Origin of the sequence: Streptomyces sp. GDS52 (assembly GCF_052246875.1) — a bacterium.
Classification (GTDB): domain Bacteria; phylum Actinomycetota; class Actinomycetes; order Streptomycetales; family Streptomycetaceae; genus Streptomyces; species Streptomyces cathayae.
In genome coordinates, this window is sequence record NZ_CM125966.1 from 5,437,227 (window position 1) to 5,451,318 (window position 14,092).

Sequence of the window (14,092 nt, forward strand, 5' to 3'; positions counted from 1 at the left end):
CGGCACAAGACGAACAACCGCACCGACAGCCCTACCGAGGCCGCCCGGAGCCGATGCCATGGGAGAAGAGATGACCACACTGAACGAGCCGCTGCACCTGAGCAACGGTGCTCCGCTGCCCAACAGGATCGCGAAGGCCGCGATGGAAGAGTTGCTCGCAGCGCCAGGGCAGCTGCCAGGTGACGAACTCCTCACGCTCTACCGCCGTTGGGCCGCGGGAGGTGCCGGGCTCCTGATCACCGGACACGTCATGATCGACCGCAGAGCGGTCGCCCAGCCCGGCGACGTCGTCCTGGAACAGGACACGCCGCTGGAGCCGTTCCAGCGCTGGGCGGCGGCCGGTAAACCGGCAGGCGGGCAGATCTGGATGCAGATCAACCACCCCGGGCGCGTCATCCCGAAAGATCTCGCCGCCACCACCCGGGCCCCCTCTGCGGTGCCGATCGACGTCGGCGGCTTGTCCAGCATGTACCCGATACCCCAGCCGATGACCGCGCAGGAGATCGATGAGACGGTGGCTCGCTTCGCCGTGACCGCGCAGCGGGCCCAACAGGCCGGCTTCGACGGAGTCGAGATCCACGCCGCCCACGGCTATCTCCTCTCCCAGTTCCTCTCGCCCCTGGTGAACCGGCGCGACGACCGCTGGGGCGGCAGCCTGCACAACCGCGCCCGCCTGCTGCTCGATGTCGTGGGCGCGGTCCGCGAGCGCGTCGGCACGGGCTTCGCAGTGGGAGTGAAACTGAACTCGGCGGACTTCCAGCGCGGCGGATTCGACACCGGCGACGCACGTGACGTGATCAAGATGCTCGCCGATGTGGGGACCGACCTGGTCGAGTTGTCCGGCGGCAGCATCGAGAGCCTGGCCACGGCGGGCTCCCCCGCGGACGGCCGCACCCTTGCCCGCGAGGCGTACTTCCTTGAACTCGCCGAGCAGCTCGTCGCCACCTCGCCGCTGCCACTGCTGCTGACCGGAGGGATCCGGCGACGCGCCGTCGCCCAACAGGTGATCGACTCCGGAGTCGCCATGGCAGGCGTAGCCACGGCGCTGGCAATCGACCCCACTCTGCCAAGGCAGTGGCTTGCCGGTGGCGATGCGCAGGTCCGCCCGCCCCGCACCCGCTTCCGCAACAAAACGCTGGCAGCCGCAGCCGTCCAGGCTGTCACGTCGCGGCAGCTCGCCCGCCTCGGTGCGGGCAAGCCGTCGAAGAAACGCTACTCTCCGGCCGTCGCCCTCCTCCTCGAACGACTCGTCCGGGCCCGGCGCCGACGCAGTTATCTGAAATGGCATACGGCCGCCTGAAGCCGTGCCGGATCGAGCCGGCCTGAACTGCTGCCGATCGACCTGTGGCCGTCCGGCTGGTCGTCGACCTCGGAGGCGGTGCAGCGTTACGGAATGCCAGCCGCGCCGCTGGGGGTGGTGTCCGAGTTGAGGGTGTCGCTCAGGGGCGCCGGAAGCCCCGGAGATCGGGTCCTCCGGCACCCCTGGCGTCGGGGGAGGGCGGCCGGGCTGCGGGGTTCGTGGCAGCCGTCAGGCGTTGAGTTCCTCGAGTGTTCTGCCCTTGGTCTCCACCGCGAAGCAGGCGACGATCGCGCCCACCGCGGCGACGCCCGCCAGTTGGACGAAGATGACGTCGAGGCTTGCTCCGGAGGCGATGATCGCGCCGACCGTGATCGGGCCGAGGATCACACCGAGGCGGTTCCACACACCGCCGAACGCGGCGCCCTTGGCGCGGTTGCGCGTCGGGTACAGCTCCGGTGAGTAGAGGTAGAGCGAGGCGTTGATGACGAAGATGAAGAAGGTGGCGCAGGAGGCGAAGAGCGCGACCTGGCCGCCGGAGGTGGCGCCGGCCACCGCGAGCGCGGCCAGCGCGGCCGCGGTGCCGAGCAGTGCGGTGAGCAGCAGCGGCTTGCGGCCGATGCGGTCGACCACCAGCGCGGCGATCACTGTGCCCAGCAGGCCGGTGGCGTTGCTGATCAGGGAGTAGGTCAGCGCGGTGGTGAGGTCCAGCCCGAACTGCTTGGTGTAGAGCGACGGCAGCCAGGTGATGATGCCGTGGTTCACGTAGTAGGCCGTGAACCACAGGGTCGACAGGATGACGGTGCGCCGCAGATAGCGGCCCTGGAAGATCTCGCGCAGGCGGCCGCGGGACTCCTCGGCCGGGATGTCCGGGGAGGGCCGGGGCAGCGGCTCCTCGACCGAGGCCCGGACCTCGGCCTCGATCCTGGTGATGACCTCCTCGGCTTCCTCCAGGCGTCCCTGGGAGGCCAGCCAGCGGGGCGACTCGGGCACCTTGCGGACCAGGAGCAGCGCCAGCAGCACCGGCAGGCCGCCGATCAGGAACATCGCCTGCCAGCCGAGGCGGGGGACGACCCAGACGGCGGTCAGGGAGGCCACCGAGAGACCGGCGGGGAAGATCAACTCGTAGAGCAGCACCAGCTTGCCGCGGTTGTCGGAGCGAGCGATCTCGTTGATGTAGGTGGCGGCGATGGGCACCACGCCGCCGATGCCTATGCCCTGGACGAAGCGGAAGCCGGCGAACATCCCGATGTCGGCCGAGCCGGCCACCAGGATGCTGGCGAGGCCGGTGATCAGCACGCCGAGGGCGACGGTGCGCACCCGGCCGATCCTGTCGCCGAGCCAGCCGGCGCCGAACGCGCCGAACAGCATGCCGACCGAGGCGGCGGTGACGGCGAAGGTCGCCTGACCGGTGGTCAGATTCCACTGCTCGGTCAGGACGGGCAGCGCGGAGGCGGCGAGCAGGAGGTCGAACCCCTCGAAGAAGGTGACGGCGCCGATCAGGAAGCGGACCTTGACGTGCCACCGCGAGTGCGGCAGCCGTTCGAGTCTCGCGGCGACGGAGCTTAAACCCGGGTTTTGTTCTGTGGCCACGGTCGACATGGGAATCCTTCTGCGCGCAGTGCGGGAGCCGGCGGAGTTGCCGTGCCCCCGGGAGGCGTTGTCCGAGTGGCTGACAACTTAGCGCTCGGCCTCGACGCGTCAGCGGGGTCCGGCCGCATCGGCGGAAGGCCCCGGAGGTTCCGGGCAGGGGCCCGGTACGGGTGTCCTGCGGGGGATCTCCGGGGCCTTCGCGCGGGGGAGTTCTTTGTAGCTGTGAGGGACGGTCCGGTTACGGGAGGGCCAGCATGCGTTCCAGGGCCAGCTTGGCGTACTCCTCGGTCTCCTTGTCCACCTCGATGCGGTTGACCAGGTTGCCCTCGGCGAGGGACTCCAGGGCCCAGACCAGGTGGGGGAGGTCGATGCGGTTCATGGTGGAGCAGAAGCAGACTGCCTTGTCGAGGAAGACGACCTCCTTGCCCTCGGGGGCGAAACGGTTCGCCAGGCGGCGGACCAGGTTCAGCTCCGTGCCGATGGCCCACTTGGAGCCGGCCGGGGCCGCCTCCAGCGCCTTGATGATGTACTCGGTCGACCCGACGTAATCCGCCGCGGCCACGACCTCGTGCCGGCACTCGGGGTGGACCAGGACGTTGACGCCCGGGATGCGCTCGCGCACGTCGTTGACCGAGTCCAGGCTGAAGCGGCCGTGCACCGAGCAGTGGCCCCGCCACAGGATCATCTTCGCGGCCCGCAGCTCGTCCGCCGTCAGCCCGCCGTTCGGCTTGTGCGGGTTGTAGACGACGCAGTCCTCCAGGGACATCCCCATGTCCCGCACCGCGGTGTTGCGGCCGAGGTGCTGGTCCGGGAGGAAGAGGACCTGCTCCCCCTGCTCGAAGGCCCAGTCGAGGGCGCGCTTGGCGTTGGAGGAGGTGCAGATGGTGCCGCCGTGCCTGCCGGTGAAGGCCTTGATGTCGGCGGAGGAGTTCATGTAGGAGACGGGCACGACCCGGTCGGCTATGCCGGCCTCGGTCAGCACGTCCCAGCACTCCGCGACCTGCTCGGCGGTGGCCATGTCCGCCATGGAGCAGCCGGCCGCGAGGTCAGGCAGGACGACCTTCTGGTCGTCGCCGGTGAGGATGTCGGCGGACTCGGCCATGAAGTGCACGCCGCAGAACACGATGTACTCGGCCTGCGGGCGCGCGGCGGCCTCCCGCGCCAGCTTGAACGAGTCGCCCGTGACGTCGGCGAACTGGATGACCTCGTCGCGCTGGTAGTGGTGGCCGAGCACGAAGACCTTGTCGCCGAGCTTCTCCTTGGCGGCGCGGGCGCGTTCCACCAGGTCCGGGTCGGACGGCGAGGGCAGGTCGCCGGGACACTCCACACCGCGCTCGCTCCTCGGGTCGGCCTCTCGGCCGAGGAGCAGCAGGGCGAGGGGCGTCGGCTGTACGTCGAGCTCCTGGGTCTGGGCGGTGGTCACGACACGCACCCTTTCTGTTCTGCGGCTCGCCAGGCCCGTTCGGCACGGACCCGGCGGGACAAGCGGGACACCGGTTCGACGACTTCTCGTCGAATTGACACTATCTATCATATCCGGTTCACGTCACTTTGACGACGGCGATAGCGTCCATGTGACGTGAATCCCGGTGCCCCGCCGTTCATTCCCGGCGCCCCGCCGGGAACGGTCCGGAACGATTCCGAAGGGGGCCGCATGGACCGTTTTCCGCCCGCCGGGGCGTGTGCGAGCATGAAGGCGGAGCCGAGAGAACAAGTTCCCGGCCCGGAATGAATCCGCGGCCCCGCCGGTTGCAACCGTCGGCAAGCAGTCTCCGTACAACCCGGGAGAGATGTAGATGTCCGTATCGGACGAGACCACCACCGCCACCGACGGCATCATCGTGACCGACGCCGCCGCGGCGAAGGTCAAGGCGCTGCTCGACCAGGAAGGCCGTGACGACCTCGCCCTGCGCGTCGCCGTCCAGCCCGGCGGCTGCTCCGGCCTGCGCTACCAGCTCTTCTTCGACGAGCGTTCCCTCGACGGCGACGTGGAGAAGGACTTCGACGGGGTGAAGGTCGTCACCGACCGGATGAGTGCCCCGTACCTGGGCGGCGCCACCATCGACTTCGTCGACACCATCGAGAAGCAGGGCTTCACCATCGACAACCCGAACGCCACCGGCTCCTGCGCCTGCGGCGACTCCTTCAGCTGAACCGGACCCTTCCCACCCGGGACCCCTCCCGGACGGAATGGCGCGGCACCTGACGAAGGCGGCGGCCCCTTGTGACGGGGCCGCCGCCTTCGTGCTGTCCGGACCTGCTCAGCGCCTCATCGCGTCCTGCCGGAGGAGGGTGCCGTGGGCAGCCGCGCGCCGTCCTTGTACAGCGGCACCGGCTCGCCGTCGGCGTCCACCACCTCACGGGTGCCCAGCGGTGCGTCGAGCCGTACCGTCTGCTGGTACTGCTTGGCGATCAGGATGCACACCTTGCCCGGCCAGGGCGTCTCCGTCACGGTGACGGTGACCCGGTCCCCGCGCTCGCTCGCCGTCGCCTCGTAGTCGGCGCACACCCCGCCCGTGAAGGTCACCGTCAGCTCGCTGCCCTCGACGGTGTAGCCCTCGACCCCGACCTCGCGCGGGGACGGCGCCGAGGTCGGCTCGTCACCGTCACCCGGCTCGGTGGGCCGCCCGGTGCCGGACTCCCCGGGCCGCGCCCCGGAGGTGAGGTACTCGGGTTCGACCGCCGGGTAGGTCACCGTGCCGCCGTCCTGCGAGGCCGTCGGGCGCGTCTCGAACAGCCAGGACGGTACGAGCGCCTGACGGCCGTCCACCGAGTGCGCGGCCAGCCCGAACACCGCCTCGTCGACGGTGACCGTGTCCGTGGCCGGCAGGGTCGTCGCCGTGACACACGGCTCCGACTGCTCCTGCTGCTCGCCCCCCAGCGGTACGGGAGTGGCGCAGCCGCCGATCTCCGCACGGTCGCCGGAGCCCGGCGCCGTGTTCATCAGCTCCAGCGCCTTCTCGGCGCTCACCACGGGGTACGTGTCGCCCTTCACCGGCGTCGACAGCCTGCCGCTGCCGCCGACCACCTCGCCTCCGGCGCCGACGACCACACCGGTGGTCCAGCCGTGCGTCGGCAGCCCGCCGACCTCGGGTTCCGCGTTCACCACCCGCTTGACGCCCATGACCTGGCCCGCGTCGAGCTTCGCGTCGTCCTGGCCGAGTGCCTTCAGCACGGGCGCGGCGGCCTTCCGCGCGGCCTCCTCGGTGACCGCCGGGGCGTCGTCGGCGTCGGCCGGGGGCGTCCGGCAGGTCTCGCCCTTGCAGTCGTCGGTGCCCGGCGCGTACCGGCTGAACGTCCAGGTGCCGGGGGCGTTGCGGTCCACCCGCAGGGTGGGCCCGCTGCCGTCCTTGCCGCCGATCCGCCAGGAGTCGCCCTCCGCCACCGGCTTGCCGTCGACGTCGAGCGCCTTCGCCAGGACGGCCACCTGTGCCTCGGTGATCTGCCCCCGGGCGCGGTAGACCGGCGCCGAGTCGGGGCCCTCGGGGAGGGCGCCGTCGGCGCGGTAGGCGGCGCCGTACGGGTTGGGCTCACCGGGCGCGATGCCGTGCGGTCCGCCCTCGGCGTAGGCGTCGAGGGTGAGCGGCGGGGGAGTGGCCTCCCCGGTGGCCCCCGGAACCGTACTGTCGCCCGGCCCGCCGACGGCACCGGCGGCGAGGTAGGCTCCGCCGCCCCCGACCAGCAGCACGGCCGCGGCCACCGACGCGACCAGCACCGGCGACCGCCGCCGTCCGGCTCCGCCGCGGTCTCCGTCACGATCGGCGCCACTCCCGGACTCCGGGCGGACGGCCGCCTGCGGGGCGTCGGCCTGCGGGGTGTCGGCCTGGGGGGCGGCAGGCTCAGAGCCTGCTGCGTCACCCTCCGGGACCTCGGCCCCGCCGCCCACGGCTGCCGGCTGCCCGTCCCGGTCCGGAGGGGTCTCACCGGGTTCCCTCCCGGATGCCTCGCGCTCGCCTTCCGGGGCCTTCGTGTCCTCGGGTTCCGGAGTCTGCGGTTCGGTGGCGCCGGCCCGCGTGGCACCGGCTTTCGCGTCGCTGGTCTGCGGGGTCTCGGTCTGCGGGGTCTCGGTCTGCGGGGTCTCGGTCTGTGGGGCCTCGCCCTGATCCTGGTCGGCCGTCGAGGGTTCGTTCTTCGGGGTCCGGTCCTCGTTGCCGCCCGCCTCCGCGGCTGTGGTTTCCGGTGCCGGGTTGTCCGTGTCGTCCACCGAGGGTGCCTCGGGCTCGCCTTCCGGGAGCTTGGTGCCCTCGGGCACCGGAGCCCCGGTCTCCGAGACCTTGCCCTCCGGGTCATCGGTCTTCGCGACCGCGGCCTCCGGCGCCGGAATCTTCGTGTCGTCCGCCGACGGCGTTCCCGGCTCGCCTTCCGGGGCCTTTGCGTCCTCGGGCTCCAGCGGTCCGGTGGCGTCGGTCTGCGCGTCGCCGTTCTCCGGGCCCTCGCCGCCGTCGGCCCGAGCGGCGGCGGCTTCCCCTGCCGGGGTGGTCTCCGGGCCGTCCGCCGAGGGCTCCGGCGCCTTCCCGGCGTCGGCCTCGGCACCGGCTTCGACGGCGTCTCCGGGCGTGGCGGAGCCGGATGCGGGGGTTCGGTCCGGGGCCTGCTGCTCCGGGGCGTCCTTCGTCGGGCCGTCGGCCGAAGCGGAAGCGCCCCCGGTGTCGCGCGCGCTGCCGGAGGCCCTCGCCTCGGCGTCGTCGTTGTCGGGCCGCTCGGTGTTCACCGCATCGCTCCTTCGGCTGCACAGCTGTCCCTGAAGAGACGTCCCGGTCGCACCGGGACTGCTGGTGGGTCGTATCCCGTATCCCCTTTACGGAGGACGGCGATGGGACGCAGCGGGGGAGCGCACGGTTCCCGTCCGGTTTCCCGGGAACCGTGAGCCGGGCCTACGAAGGCCCGGCTCAGTCGCCGTAATCCGACATGGCGTCCAGCAGCCGGGCCGAGGAGGACGGCACGGACACGCCGTGGATCAGGGACGGAGGCACCGGCCGGGTGTCGCCGTGATCCGGCGCCGTCCAGCGGGAGGCCATCCGGGCGCAGTCGCCGCGCAGCGACTCCAGGTCGCCTTCGAGATCGGCCTGTGTGGGGACGTGCACCTCGAGGTTCGTCATAGCGGCACCGTATGCATGTCGAAGGTCACGAAGAAAGATCTACTATCGGGTAGTTTTGTCGGCTTCAAGTGGACGGCTGGTACCCGGTAGCGTGGGGTGTCAATCCCCCCTCCCTCAGGAGAGTCCACGCCGTGCGCATCGCAGTCACCGGCTCCATCGCCACCGACCACCTCATGACGTTCCCCGGGCGCTTCTCCGACCAGCTCGTCGCGGACCAGTTGCACACGGTCTCGCTGTCCTTCCTGGTCGACCAGCTCGACGTGCGCCGGGGCGGCGTGGGCGCGAACATCGCCTTCGGCATGGGCCAGCTCGGCACCCGGCCGATCCTCGTCGGTGCCGCGGGCCCCGACTTCGACGAGTACCGGGCCTGGCTGGACCGGCACGGCGTCGACACCGCGTCCGTCCGCATCTCGGAGACGCTGCACACCGCCCGCTTCGTGTGCACCACGGACGCCGAGCACAACCAGATCGGCTCCTTCTACACGGGCGCGATGAGCGAGGCCCGGCTGATCGAGCTGAAGACCGTCGCCGACCGGGTGGGCGGCCTCGACCTGGTCTCCATCGGCGCCGACGACCCGGAGGCCATGCTCCGGCACACCGAGGAGTGCCGCTCGCGCGGCATCCCGTTCGCCGCCGACTTCTCCCAGCAGATCGCCCGGATGAACGGGGAGGAGATCCGCATACTGCTGGACGGGGCGACCTACCTCTTCTCCAACGAGTACGAGAAGGGGCTCATCGAGACCAAGACGGGCTGGACCGACGCCGAGATCCTCGCCAGGGTCGGCCACCGCGTCACCACCCTCGGCGCCCGGGGCGTACGCATCGAACGCGCCGGTGAGGACCCCGTCGAGGTCGGCTGCGCCCAGGAGGAGCGCAAGACGGACCCGACCGGCGTGGGCGACGCCTTCCGTGCCGGGTTCCTGTCCGGGCTGGCCTGGGGCGTCTCCCTGGAGCGCGCCGCGCAGATCGGCTGCATGCTCGCCACCCTGGTCATCGAGACCGTCGGCACCCAGGAGTACCAGCTGCGCCGCGCCCACTTCATGGAGCGCTTCGCGCAGGCCTACGGCGACGAGCCCGCGGCCGAGGTGCGCAAGCACCTGGCCTGACGCCCCGACGGGCTCCCCGCCCCGCAGCAGGCGCCCGCTCAGGAGAGCCGGCGGACCAGATAGGCCGAGCCGTGGTCCGCCGGCTCCTCGCCCAGGTACTCCTGTCCGCGCATCTCGCACCACGCCGGGATGTCCAGCCGGGCCGCCTCGTCGTCCGCGAGGACCCGGACCGTGCCGCCCACCGGCACGTCGCCGATGACCTTGGCCAGCTCGATCACCGGGATCGGGCAGCGCCGGCCCAGCGCGTCCACCACCAGGACACCGCTCCCCCCGACGGTGTGCTCGGCGGCTCCCGCCGCTCCCGCCGCCACCGGAGCCCCCAGCTTCTCCCGCACCTCCGCCACCACCCGGGGCAGGACGGTCAGGAACCGCTCGACCTCCCCGGCCTCCGTCCCCGGCGGCAGCGACACCCGGACGTTGCCCTCGCTGAGCACCCCCATCGCCCGCAGCACATGGCTCGGGGTGAGCGTGCTGCTCGTGCACGAGGAACCGGACGACACGGAGAAGCCCGCGCGGTCCAGCTCGTGCAGCACCGTCTCCCCGTCGACGAAGAGACACGAGAAGGTGACGATCCCCGGCAGCCGCCGCTGCGGATCGCCGACCACCTCCACGTCCGGCACCGAGGCCGGCACCCGCGTCCGGATCCGCTCCGTCAGATCCCGCAGCCGGGCCGCCTCCGCGGCCGCCTCGGCGCGCACCGCCCGCAGCGACGCCGCCGCGGCCACCACCGCCGGGATGTTCTCGAACCCGGCCGCCCGCCCCGACTCCCGCTCGTCCGACGGCCCCTGGGGAGCGAACCGCACCCCCTTGCGCACCACGAGCAGCCCGACCCCCGGCGGGCCGCCCCACTTGTGGGCGCTCGCGGTGAGCAGCGACCAGCCACCCGCCACCGGCCCCCACCCCAGCGACTGGGCCGCGTCCACCAGCAGCGGTACGCCGGCCGCCCGGCACGCCTCGGCCACCTCGGCCACCGGCTGCACGGTCCCCACCTCGTGGTTGGCCGACTGGAGACAGGCCAGCGCGGTGTCCGGCCGCAGGGCCTTCGCGTACGCCGCGGGATCCACGGCACCGGTACGGTCCACCGCGACCTCGGTGACCGAACCGCCTCCGGCCTCGTGCGCTTCCGCCGTGTGGAGGACCGACGAGTGTTCGACCGCGGACACGATCAGGTGCGATCCGACGCGTCGCCGCCCGGCCAGCGCCCCCTCGATCCCGGCGTGCACCGCCCGCGTGCCGGACGGGGTGAACACCAGCTCGTCCGGGCGGCATTCCACCGCCTCGGCGGCCGCCTCGCGCGCCGCGTCCAGCAGCAGCCGGGCCCGCCTGCCCTCCCGGTACAGCCGTGCGGGATCCGCCCACCCCTCGTCCAGTGCTGCCAGCAGGGCCTGGCGGCCGACGGGATGGAGCGGGGCGGCGGACGCGGCGTCAAAGTAGGCCATACGGCAACGTTAAGGCGTGGCCCGGCCGCCGAGCGGCGAGGGGGCCGTCCCCCTCGACGGCCCCGCTGCGGGGAGGGGTGGACGGCCGGTCCCCTGATACCCACCGAGCCCTCACCGCACACCCGCCCGACTGCCGAATCCCCCGTGCGAGCGGTACTTTCGGGAGAGAGGGTGCCCCCTTTCCCGCCCTTCGGGGGGACGGGCGGCGCGTATGCCCCCCTCCCCGCGACCCTCCGGAAGGCGTCGGCTAGGGTTTGGTCCGCATAAACATCCAAACCCCTGCCCGACGCAGGGCGGCGACCGACCGGTGAGAAGGACAGGCCGCAGCCGTACAGCGCGGGCGAGACTCTCGGGAAGGCGCTACGTGAGTCCCAACGGCTCCGACCTCCCCCACGGCCTGAAGGGCGTGGGTGGTACCCCCAAGCCGCGGCGCCCGATGCGGCGGAAGCTGCTGCAGGCATTGACCGCGGGCCTGGTCCTGGCGACCGCCACCGGTTGCACATGGGAGGACTTCCCTCGCCTTGGTATGCCCACCCCCACCTCAGAACAGGCGGAGCGAATCCTCTCCCTGTGGCAGGGGTCGTGGGCGGCCGCGCTCGCCATCGGCGGGCTCGTGTGGGGCCTGATCCTGTGGAGTGTTTTCTTCCACCGGCGCAGCCGCACCAAGGTCGAGGTACCTCCGCAGACCCGGTACAACATGCCCATCGAGGCGCTGTACACCGTGGTTCCGCTCATCATCGTGTCGGTCTTCTTCTACTTCACCGCCCGGGACGAGTCCGAGCTGATGAAGCTCGAGGCGAAGCCCGACGTGACCGTCAACGTCGTCGGCTTCCAGTGGAGCTGGTGCTTCAACTACATCGAGAACGTCGAGGGTTCCTCGGGCGACGCGAAGACCTCCAAGGAACTCGACGCGATCCCGGACCGCTACAAGGAGGCCTTCCCGGCCGACGCCGGCGGTGTCAACGACTGCGGTACCCCCTCCACGCGGAACCCGCAGACGAACAACCCCGGCCCCACCCTGTGGCTGCCCGAGGGCAAGCGGGTCCGGTTCGTCCTGACCTCGCGGGACGTCATCCACTCCTTCTGGGTGGTGCCGTTCCTGATGAAGCAGGACGTCATCCCGGGCCACACCAACGCCTTCGAGGTCGTCCCCAACCGTGAGGGCACCTTCCTCGGCAAGTGCGCCGAGCTCTGCGGTGTCGACCACGCCCGGATGCTGTTCAACGTGAAGGTCGTCTCCCCCGAGCGCTACGAGGCGCACCTCAAGGAGCTCGCGGAGAAGGGGCAGACCGGTTACGTTCCCGCCGGCATCGCGCAGACGAGCCACGAGAAGAACCGGGAGACGAGCAAGCTGTGAGCATCCTCAACGAATCCCAGGGTGCCGCGACAGCTGTGGCCTCCTATGAGAACGAGCTGCCGGTCCGGCGCAAGCAGCCCGGCAACATCGTGGTCAAGTGGCTGACGACCACGGACCACAAGACGATCGGCACCATGTACCTGGTGACGTCGTTCGCGTTCTTCTGCATCGGCGGCATCCTCGCGCTGGTGATGCGCGCGGAACTCGCCCGGCCCGGACTGCAGATCATGTCGAACGAGCAGTTCAACCAGGCGTTCACGATGCACGGCACGATCATGCTGCTGATGTTCGCGACGCCGCTGTTCGTCGGCTTCGCGAACTGGATCATGCCGCTGCAGATCGGCGCGCCCGATGTGGCGTTCCCGCGGCTGAACATGTTCGCCTACTGGCTCTACCTGTTCGGCTCGCTGATCGCGATCGGCGGTTTCCTCACCCCGGACGGGGCCGCCAGCTTCGGCTGGACCGGCTACGCCCCGCTCTCGGACGCGGTCCGCTCGGTGGGTGCCGGCTCCGACATGTGGATCATGGGTCTGACCCTCCAGGGCTTCGGCACCATCCTGGGCTCGGTCAACTTCATCACCACGATCATCTGCATGCGCGCTCCGGGCATGACGATGTTCCGTCTGCCGATCTTCACCTGGAACGTGCTGCTGACCGGTGTCCTGGTCCTGCTCGCCTTCCCGGTGCTGGCCGCCGCGCTGTTCGCGCTCGAGTACGACCGGAAGTTCGGCGCGCACATCTTCGACGCCACCAACGGCGGGGCGCTGCTGTGGCAGCACCTGTTCTGGTTCTTCGGCCACCCCGAGGTGTACATCATCGCGCTGCCGTTCTTCGGCATCGTGAGTGAGATCGTGCCGGTCTTCTCCCGCAAGCCGATCTTCGGCTACATGGGTCTGGTCGGCGCGACCATCGCCATCGCGGGTCTGTCGGTGACGGTGTGGGCGCACCACATGTACGCCACCGGCGGGGTGCTGCTGCCGTTCTTCTCCTTCATGACCTTCCTGATCGCCATTCCCACCGGGGTGAAGTTCTTCAACTGGGTCGGCACCATGTGGAAGGGGTCGCTGAGCTTCGAGACGCCGATGCTCTGGTCCATCGGCTTCCTGGTGACCTTCCTGTTCGGCGGTCTGACCGGTGTCATCCTGGCCTCGCCGCCGCTGGACTTCCACGTCACCGACTCGTACTTCGTGGTGGCGCACTTCCACTACGTGGTGTTCGGCACCGTCGTCTTCGCGATGTTCGCCGGCTTCCACTTCTGGTGGCCGAAGTTCACCGGCAAGATGCTCGACGAACGGCTCGGCAAGATCACCTTCTGGACGCTGTTCATCGGCTTCCACGGCACCTTCCTGATCCAGCACTGGCTGGGCGCCGAGGGCATGCCGCGCCGGTACTCGGACTACCTGGCGGCCGACGGCTTCACCGCGCTGAACACGGTCTCCACGATCGCCTCGTTCCTGCTCGGCATGTCGCTGCTGCCGTTCTTCTACAACATTTGGAAGACGGCCAAGTACGGCGAGAAGATCGAGGTCGACGACCCGTGGGGCTACGGCCGCTCCCTGGAGTGGGCCACCTCGTGCCCGCCGCCGCGGCACAACTTCCTCACCCTGCCCCGGATCCGCTCCGAATCCCCGGCCTTCGACCTGCACCACCCGGAGATCGCCGCCCTCGACCAGCTCGAGAACGCCGATCACGGTGAGAAGGCCCTCTCCGGTGGCAAGGAGGCCGGCAAGTGAAGATCCAGGGCAAGATGTTCATGTGGCTGAGCCTCTTCCTGCTCGTCGTGGCGATCGTCTACGGTGTGTGGTCGAAGGAGCCGGCCGGCACCACGGCCCTCTTCCTGGCCTTTGGCCTGAGCATCATGGTCGGCTTCTACCTGGGCTTCACCGCCCGGCGGGTCGACGTGGGCGCGCAGGACAACAAGGAGGCGGACGTCGCCGACGACGCCGGCGAGGTCGGGTTCTTCAGCCCGCACAGCTGGCAGCCGCTCGGTCTGGGGCTCGGCGCCGCCGTCGGCTTCCTGGCCATCGCCGTCGGCTGGTGGCTGATGTACTTCGCGCTGCCGCTGATCCTGCTCAGCATCCTGGGCTGGGTCCTCGAGTACTACCACGGTGAGAACCGCACCCAGTAGCACATGCCGCGCACCGCAGGGCCCGGACACTCCGCAAGGAGCGTCCGGGCCCTGCGTCTGCCACGTCCTATGT

11 protein-coding genes are annotated in these 14,092 nt (G+C 70.6%); 6 read left to right on the forward strand and 5 right to left on the reverse strand.

What is annotated here, in order from left to right:
• The first annotated feature begins 70 nt into the window (after window positions 1-70).
• Window positions 71-1,300 (forward strand): NADH:flavin oxidoreductase/NADH oxidase family protein, encoded by a 1,230-nt coding sequence (locus tag ACTWJ9_RS24790; RefSeq protein ID WP_279336468.1) that lies wholly within the window; start codon window positions 71-73, stop codon window positions 1,298-1,300.
• 228 nt (window positions 1,301-1,528) lie between these two features.
• Here the strand turns inward: ACTWJ9_RS24790 and ACTWJ9_RS24795 are convergent, their stop codons facing one another.
• Both ACTWJ9_RS24795 and nadA read right to left on the reverse strand, forming a co-directional pair.
• Window positions 1,529-2,899: an MFS transporter gene (locus ACTWJ9_RS24795; RefSeq protein WP_279336469.1), complete on the reverse strand. Its 1,371-nt coding sequence runs from the start codon at window positions 2,897-2,899 to the stop codon at window positions 1,529-1,531.
• Between the two features lie 229 nt (window positions 2,900-3,128).
• On the reverse strand, window positions 3,129-4,313 hold the full coding sequence (gene nadA / locus ACTWJ9_RS24800; RefSeq protein WP_388701832.1) for a quinolinate synthase NadA: 1,185 nt from the start codon (window positions 4,311-4,313) through the stop codon (window positions 3,129-3,131).
• A 373-nt stretch (window positions 4,314-4,686) separates the two neighbouring features.
• On the opposite strand from nadA, the gene ACTWJ9_RS24805 reads away from it, so the two are divergent.
• Window positions 4,687-5,043 carry a HesB/IscA family protein gene (locus ACTWJ9_RS24805; protein WP_109377461.1) on the forward strand — a complete coding sequence of 119 codons (357 nt, stop codon included), beginning with the start codon at window positions 4,687-4,689 and terminating at the stop codon, window positions 5,041-5,043.
• Between the two features lie 116 nt (window positions 5,044-5,159).
• On the opposite strand, the gene ACTWJ9_RS24810 is transcribed toward ACTWJ9_RS24805, so the two are convergent.
• Window positions 5,160-7,601, reverse strand: a complete 2,442-nt coding sequence (locus tag ACTWJ9_RS24810; RefSeq protein WP_443294797.1) for a hypothetical protein — start codon at window positions 7,599-7,601, stop codon at window positions 5,160-5,162.
• A gap of 178 nt (window positions 7,602-7,779) precedes the next feature.
• Window positions 7,780-7,989 (reverse strand): hypothetical protein, encoded by a 210-nt coding sequence (locus tag ACTWJ9_RS24815; RefSeq protein WP_279336471.1) that lies wholly within the window; start codon window positions 7,987-7,989, stop codon window positions 7,780-7,782.
• 131 nt (window positions 7,990-8,120) lie between these two features.
• On the opposite strand from ACTWJ9_RS24815, the gene ACTWJ9_RS24820 reads away from it, so the two are divergent.
• Complete coding sequence (locus ACTWJ9_RS24820; protein WP_279336472.1) at window positions 8,121-9,095, forward strand: carbohydrate kinase family protein; 975 nt, start codon at window positions 8,121-8,123, stop codon at window positions 9,093-9,095.
• Window positions 9,096-9,133: 38 nt separating this feature from the next.
• Here the strand turns inward: ACTWJ9_RS24820 and ACTWJ9_RS24825 are convergent, their stop codons facing one another.
• A complete protein-coding gene (locus tag ACTWJ9_RS24825; protein WP_387040346.1) occupies window positions 9,134-10,534 on the reverse strand; it encodes a cysteine desulfurase/sulfurtransferase TusA family protein in 1,401 nt (466 codons plus the stop codon).
• Window positions 10,535-10,898: 364 nt separating this feature from the next.
• Between ACTWJ9_RS24825 and ctaC the strand changes: the two genes are divergently transcribed.
• From ctaC to ACTWJ9_RS24840, 3 genes are read left to right on the forward strand one after another with little or no spacing between them, the layout of a single operon-like run.
• Entirely contained in the window at window positions 10,899-11,891 is a 993-nt protein-coding gene (gene ctaC, locus ACTWJ9_RS24830; RefSeq protein WP_384200376.1) for an aa3-type cytochrome oxidase subunit II, read from the forward strand.
• Window positions 11,888-13,624: an aa3-type cytochrome oxidase subunit I gene (ctaD, locus tag ACTWJ9_RS24835; RefSeq protein ID WP_279336474.1), complete on the forward strand. Its 1,737-nt coding sequence runs from the start codon at window positions 11,888-11,890 to the stop codon at window positions 13,622-13,624. Before ctaC ends, ctaD begins: the two co-directional genes overlap by 4 nt.
• On the forward strand, window positions 13,621-14,019 hold the full coding sequence (locus tag ACTWJ9_RS24840; RefSeq protein WP_279336475.1) for a cytochrome c oxidase subunit 4: 399 nt from the start codon (window positions 13,621-13,623) through the stop codon (window positions 14,017-14,019). Before ctaD ends, ACTWJ9_RS24840 begins: the two co-directional genes overlap by 4 nt.
• The last annotated feature ends 73 nt before the right edge of the window (window positions 14,020-14,092 follow it).